A 21,020-nucleotide genomic window follows, 5' to 3' on the forward strand; every position below is an offset into this window, starting at 1 on the left:
TGCGTCAACGGTTCAATCTCCCCTCGTGTCCCCCGTCTGTACAGCGCTTTGCTTTTGACAAGGCGTGCAGGTTTGCGCTGCATCCCTCATAATCACGCGCGCCCTGAATCTTCCGGGCTTCACAATGAGGCTTAAATAGAGGACCGAAGCGTTTAAACCGCACAGTCCCGCCTCAGAGATCTTCCTCCTCTCCGAACGAGCACTATGCTTTCGTCACCCCAACTCGGCGCCGGCCTGATGGCGCTTGCCGGCCTGCTGGCGCCTGTCGCGGCGTTTGCGCAACAGGCCCCGGCCAACACCACCACCGCCGCGCCGGACTGGACCGTGACCGTCGGCGCCGAAGCGCAATGGGAACCCGCGTATCCGGGCGCGAACTTCATGCGGCTCAGACCGTTTCCGGCGTTCGACATCGAATACAAGAATCGCTTCTTCGCCAAAGAAGACATGCTGTTCGGGGTGTATTTCGTCAACAACGCCAACTGGAGCGCGGGCCTCGCGCTCCAATACGACTTCACCGAGCGCGAGACCAGCGAAGACGCACGGCTGCGCGGCCTGCAGAATGTGCCCGCCACGCCGCGCGCCAAGGCCTTCCTCACCTACACGCAATCGGCTTTCACGTTCTCGACCTCGGCGGCCCAGGACATTGCCGGCAACCGCGAAGGGCTGGTGGTGGACACCAACGCCACCCTCACGCTGCCGGTCGGCAAAAAGCTGTATCTAACCGCGGGGCCGGGCGTCACGTGGACGAACGGGACCTACCAGCAAACGTTTTTCGGCGTGACGCCGAGCCAGAGCGCAGCGTCCGGTTTGCCTGTCTACGACGCGCACGGCGGCGCGGCGACGGGCTACGTCACGGTCGAAGCGGATTATCTGATCACCAAATCGCTGATCGCCACCGTCGAGCTGAAATTTGCCCGTCTGTATGGCAACTCTGCTTCCAGTCCGATTACACGGCGGGTTCAGCAAAACACGGACACGCTCGCACTGACGTACACGTTCTAACGGCTCGCCTCGCGTGCCGATTAGTGAGTACACCCAAACCTGTCGATTGTGTAAGCAACCGAAACATACGGAAACGGAGACCCTGTAGCGTTTTCTTCACATTAGTGCTAGCAAAATCGATGTCGCCGGCCAGCGAATGCGATACCATTGGCGCCCAATCTCTAAATTAAGCGTGCTACGAAGCACGCGGTGCTGTGAAAATTCAAAACGCCAAACGGTGGGCGCCACGCGGTTCCCGGGCCTGGCTTGCCGCGTGCCTGGCTTTGGCGGTGGCGAGCGGGGTACGCCTTTTACTCAATCCATTCGTCGGTCCGGCCATGCCGGGCGCATTCTTCTGCGTCGCCGCCACCCTCATCGAATATTTTTTCGGGCTGGGGCCGGCTTTGACCGTGATGCTGGTCGGACTCGTGATTGCCGACTATCTGTTTGTTCCCCCTTATGCGGATTTCTCGGTATTCGATTACCACGACGTCAGGCTGCTGCTTTCGTATCCAACCTTGACGATCTTCATCATTGCCCTGATCGAACGGCTGCGGCGCATGCAGTTCCGTGCCGAGCTATTCGCGTCAGTGGCGAAATCGCGCTATGAAATGCTGCTGCGCGCGGACAATAACCGTGCGCTGCGACTTCGCACGATCGACGAAACGCATCGCCTGCTGCGCCATCTGCCTCACTACCACGACACCATTATTCTGATTCAGGCGCTCGACCGGAAAGCGTCGTTGCGTCCGGATGCCGAGCACGCCGCCAGCAGCGCCAGCACGCTGCCGCATACCAGTGCGCCGGGCAGCCGTTTTTCCTCGGTCCATCCGGCCGATATCGCACGTCTGCAAAACACGCTTTCGCCCGGCAGTCATCGCTTGCGCGTCAAGAGCGGCGAGCACCACTACAAGCCTGTCGATTGCGTCGGCGAGCGATTTACGACACACGCCGGCGATTTCCTGGTCCTGCGCATCGAGGATTAAGCATTGGACCGAGCCAAACATATCCTCCAGGAAGGCGGCGAGCACGCCGTGCTCATGCTGCACGGCCTGTCGAGTTCACCGCTCGAAATGCGCTTTCTCGCGCGTCATCTGAACAACGAGGGCTTCACCGCTTTTGCGCCAGTGCTGGACGGCTACAGCGCGGGGACGAGCGAACGCGACATGCAGGCATGGGTCGACGCCGCCGTGCACGAGTTCGACAAACTCGCCAAGCGCTATGCCCGCGTCTCGGTATGCGGCTTGTCGGTGGGCGCCGCGCTGGCGCTGGCGGTCGTCAACCAGCGGCCGACGGCGCATGCGGTCGTGCTGCTGTCGGTCACGCTCTCGTACGACGGTTGGGCGATCCCGTGGTACCGCTTTCTGCTTGGCTGGGCGTACTACACGCCGCTGCGCAGCCGTTGGCGATATCGCGAGGCGTCGCCGTTCGGACTACGCAACGAAGCGCTGCGCGCCAAGATCGCTCGCGCCATGCAGCGCAACGGCATCAGCGAAGTCGGACCGTCGACCATTTCACTGCCCGCGCTACGCGAGGCCAGCCGGCTTGCGACACGCGTGCGTGCAAAGCTCGCGGATATCGCCACCGACTGCCTGATCATCCATGCCATCGACGATGAGACCGCGAATCCTCGCAACGCGCACTACGTCGCAGCGAAGATTGCCTCGCCGTTCCTGCGCACGATCTACCTCGACGACTCGTATCACATGATCACGTCGGACAACGAACGCGAAATCGTGGCCAGCGAGACCGCCGCGTTCCTGCGCGAGAGCGAAGCCGCGCGCGGCATCGGCAACGGCGCGAAATCGCAGGTCGTATCGAAGGCGCTGGCGCGGCGCCTGAGGCAACTGGCCGCGTTGGGAAGCTGAGCGGGCCGCCGGGTTCGTAACGCAATGAAAGAACCGTGAAGGTTGCGCTTGCTTGTAATTGCGAATCATTCGCATTAGTATGGGCCTGACGTGGGGCAACCCCAAGCGTCGAAGAAGTCCGTCAGCTGCGGACCTCCCATGCGGCTGCGCTCCCGGCTAGCGCCTTCCGAAACCCCTGCACGGCCCACCACTCCATGCGTCTGATACCTTTGCTGATCCGCAGCGCGCGTCTGCTGCTCGCTGTCCCTATCGCGCTTGCCCTACTCAGTTGCACTGCACCTTCCTCAGACATCCAGCAGCACGCCGACACCGGCACGCCGGCTTACCGGGTCGAGATCCGCCGCACTGCGCTGGGCATTCCGCATCTGAAGGCGGACGATTGGGGCAGCCTTGGCTACGGGTATGGCTACGTGGAGGCGCAGGACAACCTGTGCACGATGGCCGATGCCTTCGTGACCTTCCGGGGCGAGCGTTCACGCTACTTCGGCGCCGATGCCAAGCCCGCAAGCGAGGCCACCTTCGGTCAACCGACCAATCTCGACGCGGACTTCTTCTTCCGCTTCATCGACGACAATGCGGCCGTGACGCGCTACCGCAACGCCCAGAGCGAACCGATGCGCGCGCTGGTCGACGGTTTCGCGAGCGGTTACAACCGCTATGTGGACGAGCTCACCCACGGTGAATCTGCCGGCGCGCATGCGGCCTGCCGCTCGGCGCCGTGGGTGGGCAAGATCAGCTCGGCGGACATCTACCGGCGTCTCTATGCGTTGAATCTCGCGGGCGGCGCGGCGCGCTTCGCGTCCGCCATTGCAACGGCTCAGCCGCCCGGCGCGGTCACGGAATCGCAACCGCATCAGGCCGCCTCGGCCACGCCGCTGCGCTCACCAGCCACGCCGCAAGGTTCGCCGGCCTCGCTTAGCGTGGCCGCCACCGCGCCGCTCGCCCATTTCGGCGGCCATGAAGGCGTGGGCAGCAACGGACTCGCGTTCGGTGCGGATGCGACGCACAACGACAGCGCCCTCCTGTTCGGCAATCCGCATTGGTTCTGGACCGGACCGGACCGGTTCTACCAGGCACAACTGACGATTCCCGGTAAGCTCGACGTCAGCGGTGTGTCGCTTCTCGGCGTCCCCGTAACGATGATCGGCTTTAACCGCGATGTCGCGTGGACCCATACGGTCTCCACCGCAGCGCGTTTCGGTCTGTTTCAGTTAAGCCTCGTGGCGGGGTCGCCCACGTCCTATCAATACGATGGACACGTGGAAACGATGACCCCCACGCGCGTGACGGTCCAGGTCCGTGCGGCCGATGGCGCCCTGCATCCAGTCACGCGAACGCTATACCGCTCGCGCTTCGGTCCTCTGGTCAACCTGAGTTCGAAATCGCCAGCGCTTGCGTGGAATGCACAGCAGGCGTTCGCGCTGCGCGATATCAACGCCGACAACTTCCGCGTCTTCGAAAACTTCCTTGAGTGGAATCAGGCGCGCTCGCTCGATGACTTCATCCGCATCCAGAAACGCAATGCGGCGATGCCGTGGGTCAATACGTTCGCGATCGGCCGCGACGATCCGCGCGTGTGGTACGCGGACATCGGCGCCGTACCCGATGTCCCCGATCGTCTCGCGCAAAGCTGCACGACGGCGATCGGCAAGGCGTTCGCTCGCTTCATGCCTGGCGTGCCGTTCCTCGACGGCGCACACAGCGCATGCGACTGGCAGGTCGAGCGCGACTCCGTGCAGCCGCAAGCGTTGCCGGTCGCCCACATGCCGAGCCTGCTGCGGCGCGACTATGTCGGCAATTTCAACGGCAGCTTCTGGCTCGCCAATCCGGCCGAACCGCTGACGGGCTATGCACGCGTGATCGGCGCAAGCGACACCGCGCAGTCCCTGCGTACCCGCCTTGGCCACACCATCGCCGCGCAACTGCAGGCCGATCCGGCAGGCGTGTCGGCCGGCGCGCTGCAGCGTGTGGCGTTGGACAGCCGCTCGATGTCGGCGATCCTCTTCAAGCAGCCTGTGCTCGATCGCTTGTGCACGACTGATTCGGCAACCACGACGTCAGCACCGGCGTCCGCGCCGCTCGCGGATGGCTCACGAGGGTCCGCTAACGCCGGCGATCTGCAGCAGGCATGCACGGTTCTGGCAGCATGGAACGATACGGGCGCGGTCGATGCACGCGGCGCGACGCTGTGGGACGAATTCTGGCGACGCCTCGACGATCTTCCCGCTTCGCAGTTATACGCCGTGCCGTTCGATCCGCAGCGGCCGTTGACGACGCCGTCCGGCATCGCGGTCGACCGCGCCAAACTCGCGACAGCGATGCGCGCGGCACTCGCGGCCTTGCAGAGCGCCGGCATCCCTATCGACGCCCCGCGCAGCCAGGCGCTCTACGTACAACGCAATGACGAGCGCATTCCACTGTTCGGCGGCTGCAGCGAGGGCGGTTATTTCACTGCAGCGTGCGCCCAGCATCCTTTCGATCAGCGTGCGTATTCGATGGACGTCAATCCGGACGGCAACAGCTATCTGCAGATAGTGCGGTTCGAGCAGGGCGAGGTCGTGGCGGACACGATGCTCGCCTCATCGGAATCGGATGATCCCGCTTCTCCGCACTACGCCGACGGCACGCGCAAGTACGCGAAGCAACGCTGGTTGCGCGTGCCGTTCAGCGACGCAGCGATTGCGCGCGATGCGGCAGCGGCCGCTCAAGTGCTGACGGCACCGGCTTCGTTGAATGGGGCGTCGCGCTAGCGTGCGATAGTCCGGCCGTCGCGCCCCGCCCAACCGAACGCAAGCACGCGCGTCAACGGTTGAGCGACCGCGGCTGCCGCGCTGATGATGCCGGGCATCGGCAGGTCGAGAATGTGCCAGCGCATGGCGCCGGGCGTATCGATCACGAAGCTCGCCGAATCCTGCCGCAATACGTGCGCGTCGGCATTCAGCACGGGCGTCCCTGCTGCGATCGTGAGGCTGTCGTGGCGCACGCCGCTTCGTGTTTCGATCGACCGGCTCGCCTTGGTTCGGCGCGACCGCGTCGTGGCTTCCGGGTGACCGCTAGCGGCATTGTCCGGCAGCGTCGGTACACGGGTCGCGAGTCCGAGCGGACTCGTGCTCACGCCGATCACGATCCAGATCCCCGCATAAGCGATAGCGATTTCGATGGGTTCACGCGGGCCGGCGTTCGCAAGACGCAGTTGACCGCGCTCATCCTCCGTCAGTTCGACGTCGCCGGGCGCGCAGCCGACCATGTGGGCCAGAATCTCGCGCATCACCGCACGGCCCACGGCAAAGCGCTTGCCGAGCGCGGGATTGGGATGACTCCTGACGCGTGCCAGTTCGGCCTTCGAAAGACGCGCGTAGGCCTCATCCTTCGACACCAGATGCCATTCCGGACGAAAGCGCCATAGCAGCAACTCTCCGTCTTTCGGATGAACCATGCCGGCGGCGTGCCGGTACGCGAGGCTACAAGGCACAAATTCGAGTTCCGGCACAACGGCAACGTCGGCACCGTCGACTCGGGCGGGACTGGATGGGTGGGACGGTACCGGTGTTTCGTCCGCGATTGCCGCAATTGCGATTGAAGAGTTAACCGACATGCAAAGACTCGTCCGCTCAATCAGTGCATATAAGTGACGCGGCGCGTGCGCACCTGAATCACGAGTCCTGCATCGAGCAACGCAATCGCGAACCAGCGCACGATCTTAAGCGCACCGCTGACCGCAGGCTCGGGCAGCCAGTCGTTGAGCAACTCGACGGCGGCATCGCTGCGCACCCGCTGCAGCAACGCGATGGTCTGCAGCAGCGACGCTTCGTCTTTCGCGAGGTCGCTCGCGCAACGGCAGCGCGTGTCGATGCGTCGATAGGCAAAGCGTCGCAGCAGACCCATCAGGAGGTCGAAATAACCGAGACCGTCGACGGTCACGCCGGCGTCGGACAGCACGTCGCGCCAGTCGCCGTTGCGGCCCTGTGCATCGCAGCGCGGACGCAACCAGGTGCGAACCGCGTTCAGGACCGTCTGCTCGGCTTCGTCGGCGTGCGAGCTGGATGGATCGTCCAGCAGTGAATGCATCACTGCGGATGAGCTATGGAAATTCATGGAACCTCCGGTTTAAGGAGTGGCCGGTGGACGGCAGCCCTGGACGATCGCAATGCCAGACGCGCGCAGTGATGCGCTTTGCCGAGAACGGTCAAGTCAGTTTGAACAGGTAGGACGAGTAAAAGCATGCGCAGGAAAATCACCACGTTGAGGCACGCTTAATAATGGGACAGTTTCGGCATAATTGCAAACGATTCTCATTTGCAATTATGCCGAATGACTAGGGAATGCTTAAGGCAGGGGAAATGTGGCGGGTGAAAACGATGGCACGCTTGAAAGTGGCCGCGGTTCAAAGAATGACATGCTTGCTTGTAGCGAAGGCCATCCGCGCGCCTAACCCACTGGCCGCAAAGCGCGTAAAAACAGAAACGGCGGCCGACGGCAATCGTCCTCGAGCGTGGGACGAACCTTCAAGGCCTCTGCGGAAGGCGCCGGTTCGCCGAGATGCTCGAGCCGGAAGCCCGCCTGGATCAGCGTGTTGATGTAGGTTTCAACGGTGCGGTGATACTTGATCACGCCATCGACAAACCAGCGCGTATCCCGTTTGCCTTCCTGACGGTAGTGATCGACCGGCCAGTGTCGTTTGCGACCCTCGTTATCGCGAGCCCAGCCTGCCGGATACGCGGTGCACACCGGATGCTCCACCGAGAACAGAAAGCGACCACCCGGCTTCAGGCATTGAAACACGCGCTCGACCAGCGCCGCATAGTCTTCGATGTAATGCAGCGCAAGCGAGGATACGACGAGGTCGAAGGCATCCGGTGCCGGCTGGTAGTGCTCGATCGGGCAATGCAGATACATCACCGACGCATCGCTTGTCCGTGTGGCGGCTTCTTCGAGCATTCGCTTCGAGATATCGACACCGGTCACGGAGGCCGCGCCTTGCGTTCGCGCAAAACGCGCGAACTCGCCGAAGCCGCAGCCCAGATCGAGCACCTGCAGGTTCGAGAGATCAGGCAACAGGCGATGCAGGGCGGGAATTTCCAATACGCCGTTCAGGCCTGTGTCGTTGTCGCGAAGCGCTTTATAGCCTTCGAAGAAGGTCGTATCGTCGTAAATGTTCTGCGGCGCCAGGGTGACAGTTGATGCGGGATCATGGCTCACTCGGCAAACTCCTTTGCTTTGTATAAAGGGGCGCTTTGCACACGCGACTGTGAGTCTTCTGGACAGCCGGTCAGCCTAGCGCTTGCCGGACACGTGGAACGAATAGTGGTATTCATCGCTGACGGCGCCCTTGAATTCATCGGCATGCTCGACCACGCGAGTGCGAACGAAGCCCAACGACTCCACCAGCGCGATCGATGCTGCGTTTCGCGTATCGATCTCCGCGTCGATCTGGGTGACCTGAAATGTCGCGGCCACGCTCGACAAGGCGGCGGCCACCGTCTCCGACGCGATCCCCTGCCGCTGATAGCGCGGAAAAACGAAATAGGCAACGAACGCGCGCTGCTCAGCCGGTCTGATCGTGAACTGCACGTGGCCGTATAGCGTCGGCTCGCTCGCCGAACCGATCACCCAATTCAACCAGACTTCCTGACCGTCACGCGAGACTTGACCTTCCAGGCGTGTGTATCGGTCCGCCAATGCGCCCACGTTGGCAGGCGGCATCTCGGGGATAAAGTCGTAGCCTCGTTCGTCACTGAGTCCCTCGAACATCCGTTCGGCATGAGTCGCCCTAAGTGGCGAGAGGACGAATCGCCGGGTTTGAACAACAGTCGGGTAGGGTTGTTTTGTGTCGTTCATCTCGTTCTTGACTCTGGTTTGCGGTGACGCCGCCACTCTACCAAATGGTCCTGGCGCGCACACCTGCTGACCCTGAACCAGCAACAGACGGCGCCCCAACCCCAAAATCGCACAAACAGAGTCCTTGCACTTTTTCACTCTGCCGTATAGAGTACTCTGAAACGACACCGATGGAGTCATCATGACACTCTCCTCCGAGCAAGCATCGCAGGCCCTGCGCGAAGTCGAGGCGGTTAGCCACCGCAGCGGCCAGCTTTATCAGTACCAGCGGTTCGCGCCCATGCTGGTGCTTTGGGGCGTCATCTGGCTGATCGGTTTTGCCATGACGCATTTCTTCCCCACCCTCGCCTCGCGGCTGTGGATCGCGCTCGACGTGATCGGCATAGCCGGATGCATGTACCTCGGCGGGAAAGGCAAGCAGGAAGCATCGAATAGCATCGCGTGGCGCTGGCTGGGTTCTATCGCCGCCATTCTCGTGTTTTACATCGTCATCCTTAACATTTTTCAGCCGTTCTCGGGGCAACAATCCGCGGCGCTGATGGCTCTGATCGTCGCGTTGTTTTACGTGCTGGGCGGTATATGGATCGGGGTCCGGTTGGCGATCACCGGTATCGCCATGGCGGCACTCACCGTCGTCGGCTTTTACCTGTTTCCCGCCTACTTTTTCCTCTGGATGGCGGTGGTAGGCGGCGGCGCGCTAATGTTGGCCGGTCTGTGGCTGAGGACCGCGTAAATGGATCATCTAGACGAAACCATCCACCAGCCGGTTCGGCTCAAGATCATGGCAGCGCTCAAGGCGTTGCCCAACCGCGAGCCCATCGAATTTGTCCGGCTGCGCACCATCGTCGACGCCACTGAAGGCAATCTCGGCGCGCATCTCGCCACACTGGAGAAGTGCGGCTACATCGAGATCACTAAAGACTTTGTCGGCAAGAAACCGCGCACGCGCGTAGCGCTGACCACAGCGGGCCGGCGCGCGTTCGAGCGCTACGTCGATTACCTGCGCGGCATTCTCGACGGTACGCCTTGATGCACCCCGGTGACGCGTTGCGGTGAGCGGTATCGCCCAAGCCGCGCCATGCATCGTCGTACGGATTCAGGACTCAAGCGCCGCAGCAGAACTGCAAGCCCTTGATCAACCTCTGTGAAAGCCTTTCTCGGGAGAGATTCGTGGAACACGCCATGTATGCTCGTAAAGCCGGTTCAGCCGTTGGGCAGATGTTTTTCGCCGGATTCGGCACGCTCTGGATGACAGCCTGGTGCCTGCACCTGCATGGCTGGGATTGGCCGATGCTCGGATTGATATTGATGGCCGGCAGCACCTTGTTTTTGTGGGCGTGGTGCGACTACCGCGCGTTTCGGCCATACGTCGACCCGAAAGCGGAACCCGCGGCGCAGAAAGCGCGTGCACGCGCTTTTCGATGGATCAACGCGGTGCAGTGGCTCGCGGTCGTCGTAGCGAATATCGTCCTGAATGCCGTCGGGCGTCCCGGCTGGACCGCACCTGCAGTCATCCTGATCGTCGGTCTACACCTGCTTCCCCTGGCGCGGTTGTTCCGCGCGCCTCGACACTACGTCACCGGCCTCGCGCTGATCGTCGTCGCACTGGCCTACCCGTGGATGGCAGGCGCCGATTCGAACTACCCAGCCGGAGAGTTTGCAACCGGTGCGATTCTCTGGATCAGTGTGCTGTACGCTTCTCTGAGTGGCCGCTTTGGCGAGGCCTCGGCCGTAACGTTTGAACGCCAACGGATCATGGCCAAATAAACCTGGCCGCGATCGAGCTAGGCGCGGGCCGCGCCGGTTCCCGAGCCGGCCTCGCATGAATTCCACCTCGGCTAGAACTCGACCAGCGCGAAATCTTCCTTGCCCACGTCGCACAGCGGGCAGCGCCAATCAACGGGCACATCGGCCCAGCGGGTGCCGGGGGCAATGCCCTCTTCCGGCACGCCAGCCGCTTCGTCGTAGATCCAGCCGCAGATCACGCACACCCACTGCTTGAACTCGCTGCTGGCCGACACCTCCTGCGCGTCGACGGATACAGACGAATCGGCGGACTGCGCTTCGCGCGAAGCTTGCGCGTCATCGAGGCTCACGACCAGCGGCGCGGCGGTCCCCGCGCTGTTCGCGGCTAACTGCGTCTGTAGCGTCTGAAGCAGACTCTGCGCTTCCGTCAGCGTCAGATCGATCCAGTACGGATCGCCGGCCCCATCGTTGAGTCGCTGAGGGGCAAACTGAATTTCTAAGGCCACGCCCTTTTTATACATGCAAACAGTTTCCTGGCGGCTGGCGATCGTCGCCAGCCTGCGTACGATTGAATGAGGCAGGCTCCGTTAGCGCACGCGGCTAGCGCGTCGCATTCCCAAGGAGCCTATCCGTGCGGTCGCCGCGACGAATTCGCAGCCCGCGTGGCGGACCACAATTATCGCCTCAGGTGGACGGCGCATTAGCTACGCCAGGGAGATGCACTGTTTCCTGCGGGTAGCTAAAGGGCTGGAGAATCCGGCAGGAAGCGCGACCCAAGCCGCCGGTTCACACCCAGCCGTCTATTTTCAGGCCAGTGGCCTGTTCGGCCTCTTCGCGCGACACCTGGCGCAACGTCTGGCCGAAACTCCAGACGTGGCCTTCCGGGTCGCGCGCCGCATAGACGCGATCGCCGTAGAACTGATCCTCCGGTTCGCGCGTGATCACCGCGCCGGCTGCGCGCGCCCGGGCGCAATGGGCGTCAATGCCATCGCGCAGTTGCACATGCACCGACTGCGTGTTCTTGCCGCCCAACGTCTGAGGGCTCGCCATGTCCTCGTTCCATGCGCGGCAGACCATTACATAGCTATCGCCGAAACGCATTTCCGAATGGGCAAGTTGTCCGTCTTCGTCCGTGACGACGAACTGACGCTCGAAGCCAAAGGCCTTCTCGAGCCAGTCCAGCGCGGCAAACGCATCGTCGTAGTACACCGCGGCGCCCAACGATGGGCGTGAAGGCAGGTCGCTCATGACAGTCCCCTTTACCAATCCTTTTATTTTACAGCCGACAACACGCGAGACATTCAGGCGCACGTGCAGCACCGGCGATCTACGATTCCTCGGCGTCGCGGAACCAGCGTTCCGCACGCGAACGGGCCGCCACCCAGGAGCCGGATTCGTGCGTGTTGAACTCACGGTCGATAAAACGGCGGCCCCATTCGATCCCGTCTCTGATCGCTTCCTCCTCGTTCAACCATTCCGGCTGAACAGTAGACGGTCGCGTATCGACAATGGTTTGCGCGCCGCGACTCACACTCACGTCTGCGATCCAAGCACCGCGCGCGTTTCGCTCGGGCCGCACGACGATTTCGAATTCGCCGTACGAAACAGTGTGTGTCTGCATTGTTTTCTCCGTGTCTAGCCGCGAAGGGTGCACGATTGGCGCATGAGAGCCCGTCCACCAGTGTAGTGCCAATCTGGGAATCCACAAGGCTATCGGCCAGCGTTCACGATTAACTCAGTAATACTTATCGTGCTGTCGTTTACCTGACGGTAGCCCACCAGATAGCATTGGGACTTCCACGAACTTCAACTATGCTAAATCCAGGGCGGATCACTACGTGCTGCCGCGACGGCGTGCTGACGCGTCGAACCACACGATAGCCATGACAGAGGAGAAAGCCATGCCGGCGCAACCCACCCCATTGAGTACGGAGTTCATTGCGCAGCAGCGTACGCGTCTGGAAGCGCTGCGCCGGGAAGTGCTGGGCGAAGAAGAAAATACGATCGCGCGTGGCCGTGCAGACGAGCAGGAGCACGGCGAGGAAGCTGAGGAGTTCGAAGACGACGCACAGGGCATGGCCCAGGATGAAGTCAATCAGGCGCTACGTAATGCGAACGACCGTCGCATTCAAAACATCCAGCGGGCGCTGCAGAAGATTGCGGACGGCACCTACGGCTTCTCCGATGCCAGTGGCGACCCGATACCGAAGGCCCGCCTCGAAGCGGTTCCCGAGGCAATCTTTACCGTCGAAGAAGAAAGCAGGCGCGAAACGAATACATGATGGTTTCCGAATGCCTGCGCGATGCGGTAAAGGTTGCGCGGTCCGATGACCATGCGGTGCACAAAACTGTACTCCTTAAATCCTCCACAGACTGTGCGTCCCATACGCGGGAGGGAAACACTATCCTGACAGCATGTCATTAAGGGCCGTAGCGTTGCTCGGTCCCCGCCGCACGCTGCCCACTTTCGGATAGTTCGTGAACATCATCGACGCGCCCATCGCCGCAGAAACGGAATACCGCCATCGCGTATCCGTCAGCGATGCCTCGCCCCCCCTCGACAAACTCAATCGGCCGCTGCGCGATCTGCGTCTGTCCGTCATCGATCAGTGCAATTTTCGCTGCACGTACTGCATGCCGCGCGACACCTTCGGCCCGGACTATCCCTTCCTGCCGTCTGCGCAACGCCTGTCGTTCGAACAGATGGTCAAGCTCGCGAAAGCGTTCGCTCTGCTCGGCGTGGAGAAGATCCGCATCACCGGCGGCGAGCCGCTCCTGCGCCGTGGGCTCGAAGCGCTAATTGAACAGCTCGCGAAACTGACCACCGCCAGCGGCAAGCCGATGGAGCTCGCACTCACGACAAACGGCTCCCTGCTCGCCGCGAAGGCACGCTCGCTGCGCGACGCCGGCCTCAATCGCGTGACGGTCAGCCTCGACGCGGTGGACGATGCCGTATTCCGCCGTATGAGCGACGTCGACATGCCTGTGTCGCGGATCCTGGACGGTATCGAAACAGCACGCGCGGTCGGACTCGCGCCGATCAAGGTCAACGCGGTGGTCGAGCGGGGCGTCAATGACAGCCAGATCCTGCCGCTGGTCCGGCAGTTCAAGGGCAGCGGCGTGGCCGTGCGCTTTATCGAATACATGGACGTCGGCGGTGCGGGCGGCTGGTCGAACACGAAGGTGATCACGGCGCGCGAAACGCGGCAAATCGTCGAAGCCGAGTTCCCGTTGATCCCCATCGTCAGTCCTGAGCAGATGGGTACGGCCGTCACCTATCGCCATGCGGATGGTAAGGGCGACGTCGGGTTCATCGCGAGCGTCTCGCAACCGTTCTGCGGGACGTGCACGCGCGCCCGCGTATCGGCCGACGGTCAACTTTATACGTGTCTGTTCGCCACCCAGGGCACGGACCTCAGACCCTGGCTCGCTGACAACGCCTCCGTCGAGCAACTGGCAACGGCGGTGCGCGGCCGGTGGATCCAGCGCGACGACCGCTATTCCGAACTGCGTTCGGCGCCGCGCAGGCCGGGATCGGCAAAGGTTTATCCCACCGTGCGGATGTCGCTGGTCGGCGGTTGAATACGGTTCTTTGCAAACCGCTTGCCTGATCGCGAACGTGGAGTGCATGCTTACGAAGCATCCGTGGAGCATTCTTCAGGAGAAACCGATCATGACCGAAAGCACCAGCGAACAGGTGGCGCAGGCAACGATTAAGGCGTTCTACGAGGCCGTCGAGAAGAAAAGCGTGACCTTGCTACGAGCGGTCGTCACCCCCGATTGGGAATATGTCCCGGAGCCCGCCGGAGCGACGCTGGGGCCCGACCAGATGATCCCCATCTTCGACAACCTCGCAACAGCGCTTCCCGATATGCGGATCACCATTCTCGACGTGCTGGTGCATGGCGACCGGGTGGGCGTTCGCGCGGAGGTGAGCGGCACGCAATCCGGCGAACTGCTTGGGATTGCTGCAAGCTCTAAACACATCCAGTTCGCGATTCACTCGTTCCATCAGATGCGCGGGAATCTGATTGCGAAGACATGGCATCTTGAGGATTGGCTTTCGGTGTTTCGTCAGTTGGGAGAGTTGCCCAAAGGGCTGGAGGGGCAGTGATTAGGGTAAGAGACTCTGCCGCGCGGCCTGGATGAACACGCGAACGTCCGACTCCGCGTACCCCAGACGCTGATGATTCGCCCACAACCAACTGACGACGCCCGCGCCGTTCAGTGCGTCTTCACCAGGAGCTGGCCGTCCATACATGTCCGCTATCGCACTGGTGCGCGGCACGATGTGGAAGTGGATATTCTCCGTGCTCTCGCCAAAACGAAGAAAGTAGATCCGCTCAGGGTTTAGCAAGCTATCGAGCAGCCGCTCTGCGACGCGAAAGCACGACACCAGATCGGCATCGGCCTCGCTGGGAATATCAGAGAAGCGCCGAGCAGGCGAAAGCGTTTCGAGAATCAGATAACCAGGCACATGGAAGCTATACGCCTGGCTCAGCTTATAAAACGAAGTCCGGTAGATTTCGAATGGGTCCACTGCGATCGCTTCTTCTTGTTGAGTGCGCGTCAAGATCTCTACCTGGGTATTGAGGCGTGTGACAGGCAACCACTGCGTTTGATACCGCCCGCTACCTTAAGCTACTTCCGAGCCGCAAGCGCGGCACGCCGCTCAAGACTCTCCTGCGGCCAATAAATGGAAGCCTTGTAAAACTCTTCAACCGCAAACGTGCCTTCCGGCAGCACGACCCAAGGTTGTTTAGACGCGGTGAAAATATGAATGTCCGGTGGGAAACGATCAGGCTCATCGAGCGTCCCCACCCGAACAAAACAAACCGCATTGCCCCCTCCTGCATAGTGGCTCCACACCGCCACATGACATGTCGGACAGCGGGCAATTCTTTGCCCCTTACCGCTTAGCGACGGCGTATCGACAAGTTCAATCTCCCCTTGCAGCAGTTCGACGCGGTCCGCCTCGATCAAGGCGTTGAGCGCAAAGGCGGTGCCGGTTTCGCGCTGACACCAGCGGCAGTGACAGCAGTGAACGAACAGCGGCTTGCTCGTCATGCGGTAACGCACCGCGCGGCAAGTACAGCCGCCTTCGAAGAAAGGAGATTGTTCGAAAGCCATCTCGCACCTCTCGTATGAAAGGGACAACGTCGGTTATCGCACGCCCGCCCATATTCCAGGTTCGCGGCGCTTGCGTCAAGCGTCGCGCGCCGGCCCATGACAGGTGATCGAAAGACGCTCAGCGCGTCCAGGCAGCGCGCTCCAGGTGAATTGCCAAGGCCGCTTCGGCGACGGATAATCGCCCCCCGCTCGGCCGAAACGTTTTCGTCAACGACGCGTCACGCATATCTTGTCCGGAGTCGCCACGCATGAAAGCACTGTCCCCTGTCGAGACGTATCTGCAAGACTTCCATCAGCGTGAGCCCGGTGCCACGAGCGCCGCGTTCGCCCACCTTCGTGCCCACTCCAGCGCGGCCGACTACGCCTCGACCTATGACGCCCTTGTCGCATGCGTCCCGGCGTCGACGGCGCCGCTGACGGTCCTCGATCTTGCCTGCGGCGACGGACATCTGCTCAAGCTGCTCTTAGACCGACCGGGGCCGTCGCTGAAGCTGATTGGCGTCGACATGAGCCAAGGCGAACTGGACGTCGCGCGGGCCACGCTTCCGGACTCCGTCGCGCTGTTGAAGGAACGCGCGCAGGAACTGTCCGTCGAAACGGGCAGCGTCGACTGCCTGCTGTCGCACATGGCCATCATGCTGATGGACGATATCGAAGCGGTGATCAAGGAAATCCGGCGCGTGCTGCGTCCGCAAGGGCAATTCGCCACGGTGGTGGGACGCAGCTTTTTGCTCGGCGAAGCGAACAAGGTTTTGCGCGACGTTCTCCTGCCCGTTCTCAAGGAAGATGCAGGATTGCTCCCGTTCGGCGACGCCCGAACTCGCAGCAACGAAGGATGGACCGAACTGCTCAAGCACGACTTCGAAAACGTGCAGTTCGAAGACCTGGACGTCGATTGGGAACCGCTACCTCATGAACTGTGGGACTCGCTGACCAAAACCTACGATATCGACCGGCTCTCCGCACCGGCCAAAGCGCGGCTGCGTGAAGATGTGATTCACGCGCTATCAGGCTTGCAGCAAAGCGACGGGACCATCCGCACGGGCTGGGGCATTCGGTTGGTCCGCGCGCAAGCGAAGCCTTGATCAATCGAGGCAGGGTACTGCGATGTCCGCTTATCCCTCTGCGGACATCGCTTACCTAAGGCAGCAACGCACGCTTTGCTCGCCTAGCTCGCGAACCGATCCGTCGCCGCAATCAACGCCTGCAGGATGCCAGGCTCGTTATAAGCGTGGCCGGCGTCAGGCACGATCTGGAAACTCGCCTTGGGCCACGCCTTGGACAGATCCCACGCGGTACGTGCCGGCGTAGCCACATCGTAACGGCCTTGCACGATCACGCCGGGAATGTCCGCGAGGCGATGCGCGTCCCGCAGCAGTTGTCCTTCCTCGACGAACCCGTCATTGACGAAGTAGTGGTTTTCGATCCGCGCAAAAGCAAGCGCGTATTCGTCGTCGCCGAAGTGTTGTTCGAGTTCGGGGCTGGGCAGCAGGGTGATCGTGCGACCCTCCCACAAGCTCCACGCGCGCGCAGCTTGTCGCTTCACAGCTTCATCGTCGCCGGTCAGACGGCGGCGATAGGCAGCCATCAGATCGCCACGCTCTTCGACAGGGATCGGCGCGAGGAAGCCCTCCCAAAGATCGGGGAACAGCCACGACGCGCCTTCCTGGTAGTACCAGAGCAGTTCGGCACGGCGCATGGTGAAGATGCCGCGCACGATCAACGCCGTGACGCGTTGCGGATGCGTCTCCGAATAGGCGAGGCCGAGCGCACTGCCCCACGAGCCGCCGAACACCACCCATTGTTCGACGCCGATCATCTCGCGCAGCCGTTCAATATCGGCTACCAGGTCCCACGTGGTGTTGTGGTCGAGACTGGCGTGCGGCTTGGAGCGGCCGCAGCCGCGCTGATCGAACAGCAGCACGTTGTAGCGCGCCGGGTCGAACAGACGCCGGTGCTCCGGGCTGCAGCCGCCGCCAGGGCCGCCGTGCAGAAACACCGCCGGCTTGCCATTGGGATTGCCGCACAACTCCCAGTAGACCTGGTGTCCGTCACCGGTGTCGAGAAATCCGTGCTTGTAGGGTTCAATTGATGGGTACATGAGCGATTCCAGAGTGTGAGTGCCGGGCCATCGCGACGCACGATTCGCACGATCGCGGTCGTGGCGCAGACGTGTCGGCAGGTTCATCGCCAAGATACATGCCGCGATGAACGCGCGCAATGGTGGCCGCCGGGAACGGCAGCGCGGAATAACCCGTTCGTCCCACGGGCATTCGGCGCAGTCCCGAAGCGCACGCTATGCTGTGCATCGAAATTGCGAGCCCACCCCTATGGAGAGCGATGAGATGCCCCCGCCCACTTTGCGCGTCGCACGGCCAACGAACGACATCGGCAGAGTCGCCCGCTTTTACACGGAGGGATTAGGTTTCGAGGTGCTGGCCCACTTCGAAGACCATGAAGGTTTTGACGGGATTATCCTGGGACGGCGGGACTCTCCGTGGCACATCGAGTTCACGCATCAGCACGGCGTAACCGTTGCCAACGCGCCCACGGCAGAGTACTTGCTGGTGCTGTATCTGCCGGAGCGCGAGGCGTGGGACGCAGCGGTCGCGAGAATGCAGGCGCTGGGCATTGCGCCCTGCCGGTCCGAGAATCCCTATTGGGACCGCCAGGGCGTGACGTTCGAAGACCCCGATGGTTACCGCGTCGTGTTGCAAAACGCGGCATGGGGTTGAGCGGCTGCGCTAGGACAACTCCACTCGCACACGGAACCCATCAGCGGCACGCATTTCCAACCGCTTGACCTGTCCTGCCTCGCATAAGTCATCCTGTGCGAGCTTGAGCAGTTCCAGCCTGCCTGGCGCGTCTTCGACCACTACTTGCTTCACCTCGGCCTTCATCGACAAGCTGGCTTCGGATTTGGCTTTACGAATCTCGCCCAGCACGTCAGAGACGGCCGCGATGAACACCGCAGACGACGAACCGTCATCGCTTCCGGTCGCTGCTTCGAACGCCTCAAGCGTCGGCCACTGCGCGGTATGCACCGATCCCTCCATCCACCAGGACCAGCACTCCTCCGCAACAAACGGCAAAAACGGCGCGAACAACCGCTGCAGCACCGAGAGCGAAGCGGCCAGCCCATGGCGGGCCGACTCCGCCGGCGCGCCGTTGCCATAGGCGCGTCCCTTCACGAGTTCGACGTAGTCGTCGCAATACCACCAGAAGAAAGCTTCCGTGCATTCGATGGCCCGGTTGTACTCGAACGCCTCCAGCGCGACCGTTGCATCCGCAACCACAGCGGCCAGACGCCGCATCATGGCGTGGTCGAGGGCCTCGGTCAGGCATCCATCCGGATCCCCATCGAAGCCCAATGCAAACTTCGACACGTTCAGCAGCTTGAGCGCAAGCCTGCGGCCCACCTTCATCTGCTTTTCTTCGAAGACGGTATCCGTGCCCGGCCCGCCCATCGCGGCCCAATAGCGCACGCCGTCGGAGCCGTAGGTGTCCAACAGCGCCATCGGTGTGACGACGTTGCCCTTCGACTTCGACATCTTCTTGCGATCCGGATCGAGAATCCAACCGGAGAGCATCGCGTGTTTCCAGGGCGCGCTCTGCGCTTCGAAGCCGGCGCGCACCACCGTGTAGAACAGCCACGTGCGAATGATGTCGTGTGCCTGCGGACGCAGGTCCATCGGGAAGACTCTCGCAAAACACCCGTCCGGATCCTGCCAGCCGCCTGCAATTTGCGGCGTCAGCGAACTGGTGGCCCACGTGTCCATGATGTCGGCTTCGCCCAGGAAGCCATCGGGTTGGCCTCGTTGCGCCTCGGTGTAACCGGGTGGCACGTGTGAACGTGGATCCACCGGCAATGCAGACGCGTCGGGGCGTATCGGCTTGCTGTAGTCCGGCTCGGCGGCTGCGTCAAGCGGATACCACAGCGGAATCGGCACGCCGAAGATGCGCTGGCGGCTGATGAGCCAGTCGCTGTTCAGGCCCGCCACCCAGTGATCGTAGCGCGCAGCCATGTACTCGGGATGCCAGCTCAGTTGCGTGCCTCGTTCCAGCAATTGCGCGCGCAATGCGTCATCGCGTCCTCCGCTGCGCAGATACCATTGCCGTGTGGCCACGATTTCGAGCGGGCGATCGCCCTTTTCGAAGTATTTGACGCTGTGTGTCAGCGGCCGCGGCGGCGCGGACAGGTCACCGCTTTCGGTCAACATCTCGACAATACGGCTGCGCGCTTGCGCGACAGACGCACCGGCGAGCCGCGCATAAGCCTGCTGGGCACGCGGCGACGCGAGCCACTGCGGCACCTCGTCCTGCAGACGGCCGTCCTTGCCAATCACGCTGTGCGTCGGCAGGCTGAGCTCGCGCCACCAGATCACATCGGTGACATCGCCGAAGGTACAAACCATCGCGAGACCCGTGCCCTTCGCGGGCTCCGCGAGCGGATGCGCCATGACCGGCACGTCGATCCCGAAGAGCGGTGAGCGCACTGTCGTTCCCAGCAAATGGCGATAGCGCTCATCGTCGGGGTGAGCCACCAGGGCCACGCAAGCCGGCAACAGTTCCGGGCGCGTCGTGGAGATCACGATCGTGTTGCCGCCATGATCGACAAAGCGCAGATCGTGATACGCCCCAGCAAGCTCCCGATCTTCAAGCTCCGCCTGCGCGACCGCGGTCTGAAACGTCACGTCCCACAGACACGGTGCGTCCTGGCTGTACAACTCTCCTCTCTCCAGATTCAGCAGGAATGCCAACTGGCTGGCGCGCTGCGACCGGTCGTCGATGGTGGCGTAGGTGAGACTCCAATCCACCGAGATGGCAAGACGCACGAACAGTGCCCTGAAGGCGCGTTCGTCGATGGCGGTCAGCCTATGGCACAGCTCGATAAAGTTGCGCCTACTGATCCGCGCAAATTCCGCGCGACGCGCAGCCGGTGCCGCAGGTTCGCGAGAGTGCGGGTCGTAGGCCGCATCCGGGTCGCAGATGACGCCGTAGAAGTTCTCGACACGCCGCTCCGTCGGCAGGCCGTTGTCGTCCCATCCCATCGGATAGAAAACGCTCTTGCCCGTCATACGCCGATAGCGGGCGATGATGTCCGCGTGCGTGTAGCTGAACACATGACCCATGTGCAAGGAACCCGAGACGGTAGGCGGCGGAGTGTCGATCGAAAAGACTTCGTTGCGCTCGGCGTTGCGGTCGAAGCGGTAGGTGTGCTGCGCTTGCCAATACTCGGTCCACTGCGCTTCGAGCGCGTCGAGGCTGGGGCGATCGGGCACGCTCGCGGCAGCGCGGCGTCGGGTTGGATGGCAACGCTTTATGCCAGTCAAGGTAGGTTGCGGTTTCATTTCTGCTTCGCTATCAAATGGTGAATTCGAGTTGTCGCGCGACGCGCGGAAGCGAAGTGAAACGAGCGAGGGAAACGGATACGAGGAAATGCGCGAAGCGAGAAGT

The 21,020-nt window shown here is 62.1% G+C and carries 23 protein-coding genes; 12 read left to right on the forward strand and 11 right to left on the reverse strand.

Going from position 1 to position 21,020, the window contains the following annotated elements; translation table 11 throughout:
* Positions 1 to 204 precede the first annotated feature (204 nt).
* The 4 genes from BUS12_RS01030 to BUS12_RS01045 all read left to right on the forward strand — a co-directional run bounded on the left by BUS12_RS01030 (position 205) and on the right by BUS12_RS01045 (position 5,599).
* On the forward strand, positions 205 to 1,002 hold the full coding sequence (locus tag BUS12_RS01030; protein WP_074293830.1) for a MipA/OmpV family protein: 798 nt from the start codon (positions 205 to 207) through the stop codon (positions 1,000 to 1,002).
* A 194-nt stretch (positions 1,003 to 1,196) separates the two neighbouring features.
* Complete coding sequence (locus tag BUS12_RS01035) at positions 1,197 to 1,967, forward strand: DUF4118 domain-containing protein (RefSeq protein ID WP_074293831.1); 771 nt, start codon at positions 1,197 to 1,199, stop codon at positions 1,965 to 1,967.
* 54 nt (positions 1,968 to 2,021) lie between these two features.
* The gene (locus tag BUS12_RS01040; RefSeq protein WP_074296949.1) at positions 2,022 to 2,849 is read left to right on the forward strand and encodes an alpha/beta hydrolase; all 828 of its coding nucleotides are present in this window, start codon (positions 2,022 to 2,024) and stop codon (positions 2,847 to 2,849) included.
* Positions 2,850 to 3,043: 194 nt separating this feature from the next.
* Positions 3,044 to 5,599: a penicillin acylase family protein gene (locus BUS12_RS01045; RefSeq protein WP_074293832.1), complete on the forward strand. Its 2,556-nt coding sequence runs from the start codon at positions 3,044 to 3,046 to the stop codon at positions 5,597 to 5,599.
* On the opposite strand, the gene BUS12_RS01050 is transcribed toward BUS12_RS01045, so the two are convergent.
* The 4 genes from BUS12_RS01050 to BUS12_RS01065 all read right to left on the reverse strand — a co-directional run bounded on the left by BUS12_RS01050 (position 5,596) and on the right by BUS12_RS01065 (position 8,870).
* Positions 5,596 to 6,444 (reverse strand): hypothetical protein, encoded by an 849-nt coding sequence (locus tag BUS12_RS01050; protein WP_143788220.1) that lies wholly within the window; start codon positions 6,442 to 6,444, stop codon positions 5,596 to 5,598. The genes BUS12_RS01045 and BUS12_RS01050 overlap by 4 nt on opposite strands.
* Before the next feature lie 20 nt (positions 6,445 to 6,464).
* Entirely contained in the window at positions 6,465 to 6,944 is a 480-nt protein-coding gene (locus BUS12_RS01055; protein ID WP_074293834.1) for a hypothetical protein, read from the reverse strand.
* 333 nt (positions 6,945 to 7,277) lie between these two features.
* Positions 7,278 to 8,048: a class I SAM-dependent methyltransferase gene (locus BUS12_RS01060; protein WP_074293835.1), complete on the reverse strand. Its 771-nt coding sequence runs from the start codon at positions 8,046 to 8,048 to the stop codon at positions 7,278 to 7,280.
* 75 nt (positions 8,049 to 8,123) lie between these two features.
* Positions 8,124 to 8,870 (reverse strand): GNAT family N-acetyltransferase, encoded by a 747-nt coding sequence (locus BUS12_RS01065; RefSeq protein ID WP_083640191.1) that lies wholly within the window; start codon positions 8,868 to 8,870, stop codon positions 8,124 to 8,126.
* Here BUS12_RS01065 and BUS12_RS01070 point away from each other — a divergent pair.
* The 3 genes from BUS12_RS01070 (at position 8,869) to BUS12_RS01080 (ending at position 10,454) form a co-directional block, all read left to right on the forward strand.
* Positions 8,869 to 9,420, forward strand: coding sequence for a hypothetical protein (locus tag BUS12_RS01070; protein WP_074293837.1), 552 nt, complete (start codon positions 8,869 to 8,871; stop codon positions 9,418 to 9,420). The two genes, BUS12_RS01065 and BUS12_RS01070, sit on opposite strands and share 2 nt — an antisense overlap.
* On the forward strand, positions 9,421 to 9,717 hold the full coding sequence (locus BUS12_RS01075; RefSeq protein ID WP_074293838.1) for a winged helix-turn-helix domain-containing protein: 297 nt from the start codon (positions 9,421 to 9,423) through the stop codon (positions 9,715 to 9,717).
* A gap of 140 nt (positions 9,718 to 9,857) precedes the next feature.
* Positions 9,858 to 10,454, forward strand: coding sequence for a hypothetical protein (locus tag BUS12_RS01080; protein WP_143788221.1), 597 nt, complete (start codon positions 9,858 to 9,860; stop codon positions 10,452 to 10,454).
* Positions 10,455 to 10,525: 71 nt separating this feature from the next.
* Here BUS12_RS01080 and BUS12_RS39585 read toward each other — a convergent pair whose 3' ends face one another.
* From BUS12_RS39585 to BUS12_RS01095, 3 genes are all read right to left on the reverse strand, one after another.
* A complete protein-coding gene (locus tag BUS12_RS39585) occupies positions 10,526 to 10,954 on the reverse strand; it encodes a rubredoxin (protein WP_074293839.1) in 429 nt (142 codons plus the stop codon).
* Positions 10,955 to 11,219: 265 nt separating this feature from the next.
* Positions 11,220 to 11,681 carry a VOC family protein gene (locus BUS12_RS01090; protein ID WP_074293840.1) on the reverse strand — a complete coding sequence of 154 codons (462 nt, stop codon included), beginning with the start codon at positions 11,679 to 11,681 and terminating at the stop codon, positions 11,220 to 11,222.
* Positions 11,682 to 11,760: 79 nt separating this feature from the next.
* Positions 11,761 to 12,054, reverse strand: coding sequence for a DUF6566 family protein (locus BUS12_RS01095; protein WP_074293841.1), 294 nt, complete (start codon positions 12,052 to 12,054; stop codon positions 11,761 to 11,763).
* A gap of 280 nt (positions 12,055 to 12,334) precedes the next feature.
* On the opposite strand from BUS12_RS01095, the gene BUS12_RS01100 reads away from it, so the two are divergent.
* From BUS12_RS01100 to BUS12_RS01110, 3 genes are all read left to right on the forward strand, one after another.
* Positions 12,335 to 12,715, forward strand: coding sequence for a TraR/DksA family transcriptional regulator (locus tag BUS12_RS01100; RefSeq protein WP_074293842.1), 381 nt, complete (start codon positions 12,335 to 12,337; stop codon positions 12,713 to 12,715).
* Between the two features lie 217 nt (positions 12,716 to 12,932).
* Positions 12,933 to 14,015, forward strand: a complete 1,083-nt coding sequence (moaA, locus tag BUS12_RS01105; RefSeq protein WP_074296951.1) for a GTP 3',8-cyclase MoaA — start codon at positions 12,933 to 12,935, stop codon at positions 14,013 to 14,015.
* Between the two features lie 91 nt (positions 14,016 to 14,106).
* Positions 14,107 to 14,547: an ester cyclase gene (locus tag BUS12_RS01110; protein WP_074296953.1), complete on the forward strand. Its 441-nt coding sequence runs from the start codon at positions 14,107 to 14,109 to the stop codon at positions 14,545 to 14,547.
* Here BUS12_RS01110 and BUS12_RS01115 read toward each other — a convergent pair whose 3' ends face one another.
* Together BUS12_RS01115 and BUS12_RS01120 are read right to left on the reverse strand one after the other, a co-directional pair.
* On the reverse strand, positions 14,548 to 14,973 hold the full coding sequence (locus BUS12_RS01115) for a hypothetical protein (RefSeq protein WP_143788222.1): 426 nt from the start codon (positions 14,971 to 14,973) through the stop codon (positions 14,548 to 14,550).
* A gap of 101 nt (positions 14,974 to 15,074) precedes the next feature.
* Positions 15,075 to 15,563 carry a GFA family protein gene (locus tag BUS12_RS01120; protein ID WP_074293844.1) on the reverse strand — a complete coding sequence of 163 codons (489 nt, stop codon included), beginning with the start codon at positions 15,561 to 15,563 and terminating at the stop codon, positions 15,075 to 15,077.
* Between the two features lie 248 nt (positions 15,564 to 15,811).
* On the opposite strand from BUS12_RS01120, the gene BUS12_RS01125 reads away from it, so the two are divergent.
* The gene (locus tag BUS12_RS01125; protein WP_074293845.1) at positions 15,812 to 16,648 is read left to right on the forward strand and encodes a class I SAM-dependent methyltransferase; all 837 of its coding nucleotides are present in this window, start codon (positions 15,812 to 15,814) and stop codon (positions 16,646 to 16,648) included.
* Positions 16,649 to 16,731: 83 nt separating this feature from the next.
* On the opposite strand, the gene pip is transcribed toward BUS12_RS01125, so the two are convergent.
* Complete coding sequence (gene pip, locus BUS12_RS01130; protein ID WP_074296955.1) at positions 16,732 to 17,664, reverse strand: prolyl aminopeptidase; 933 nt, start codon at positions 17,662 to 17,664, stop codon at positions 16,732 to 16,734.
* A gap of 244 nt (positions 17,665 to 17,908) precedes the next feature.
* Here pip and BUS12_RS01135 point away from each other — a divergent pair, with 244 nt between their 5' ends.
* A complete protein-coding gene (locus BUS12_RS01135; RefSeq protein WP_074296957.1) occupies positions 17,909 to 18,298 on the forward strand; it encodes a VOC family protein in 390 nt (129 codons plus the stop codon).
* A gap of 9 nt (positions 18,299 to 18,307) precedes the next feature.
* Here BUS12_RS01135 and valS read toward each other — a convergent pair whose 3' ends face one another.
* Complete coding sequence (valS, locus tag BUS12_RS01140) at positions 18,308 to 20,845, reverse strand: valine--tRNA ligase (RefSeq protein WP_074293846.1); 2,538 nt, start codon at positions 20,843 to 20,845, stop codon at positions 18,308 to 18,310.
* Positions 20,846 to 21,020 lie beyond the last annotated feature (175 nt).

It is taken from the genome of Paraburkholderia phenazinium (genome assembly GCF_900142845.1).
GTDB lineage: Bacteria > Pseudomonadota > Gammaproteobacteria > Burkholderiales > Burkholderiaceae > Paraburkholderia > Paraburkholderia phenazinium_A.

Bases quoted from the DNA above. Each gene is read 5' to 3' on its own strand.
- BUS12_RS01100 (WP_074293842.1), top strand. From the start codon at position 12,335: ATGCCGGCGCAACCCACCCCATTGAGTACGGAGTTCATTGCGCAGCAG.
- BUS12_RS01065 (WP_083640191.1), bottom strand. From the start codon at position 8,870: ATGATGACTCCATCGGTGTCGTTTCAGAGTACTCTATACGGCAGAGTG.
- pip (WP_074296955.1), bottom strand. From the start codon at position 17,664: ATGTACCCATCAATTGAACCCTACAAGCACGGATTTCTCGACACCGGT.
- BUS12_RS01040 (WP_074296949.1), top strand. From the start codon at position 2,022: ATGCTGCACGGCCTGTCGAGTTCACCGCTCGAAATGCGCTTTCTCGCG.
- BUS12_RS01120 (WP_074293844.1), bottom strand. From the start codon at position 15,563: ATGGCTTTCGAACAATCTCCTTTCTTCGAAGGCGGCTGTACTTGCCGC.
- BUS12_RS01070 (WP_074293837.1), top strand. From the start codon at position 8,869: ATGACACTCTCCTCCGAGCAAGCATCGCAGGCCCTGCGCGAAGTCGAG.
- BUS12_RS01075 (WP_074293838.1), top strand. From the start codon at position 9,421: ATGGATCATCTAGACGAAACCATCCACCAGCCGGTTCGGCTCAAGATC.
- BUS12_RS39585 (WP_074293839.1), bottom strand. From the start codon at position 10,954: ATGTATAAAAAGGGCGTGGCCTTAGAAATTCAGTTTGCCCCTCAGCGA.
- BUS12_RS01045 (WP_074293832.1), top strand. From the start codon at position 3,044: ATGCGTCTGATACCTTTGCTGATCCGCAGCGCGCGTCTGCTGCTCGCT.
- BUS12_RS01110 (WP_074296953.1), top strand. From the start codon at position 14,107: ATGACCGAAAGCACCAGCGAACAGGTGGCGCAGGCAACGATTAAGGCG.
- BUS12_RS01095 (WP_074293841.1), bottom strand. From the start codon at position 12,054: ATGCAGACACACACTGTTTCGTACGGCGAATTCGAAATCGTCGTGCGG.
- BUS12_RS01030 (WP_074293830.1), top strand. From the start codon at position 205: ATGCTTTCGTCACCCCAACTCGGCGCCGGCCTGATGGCGCTTGCCGGC.
- BUS12_RS01135 (WP_074296957.1), top strand. From the start codon at position 17,909: ATGCCCCCGCCCACTTTGCGCGTCGCACGGCCAACGAACGACATCGGC.
- BUS12_RS01055 (WP_074293834.1), bottom strand. From the start codon at position 6,944: ATGAATTTCCATAGCTCATCCGCAGTGATGCATTCACTGCTGGACGAT.
- BUS12_RS01090 (WP_074293840.1), bottom strand. From the start codon at position 11,681: ATGAGCGACCTGCCTTCACGCCCATCGTTGGGCGCCGCGGTGTACTAC.
- BUS12_RS01050 (WP_143788220.1), bottom strand. From the start codon at position 6,444: ATGTCGGTTAACTCTTCAATCGCAATTGCGGCAATCGCGGACGAAACA.
- BUS12_RS01125 (WP_074293845.1), top strand. From the start codon at position 15,812: ATGAAAGCACTGTCCCCTGTCGAGACGTATCTGCAAGACTTCCATCAG.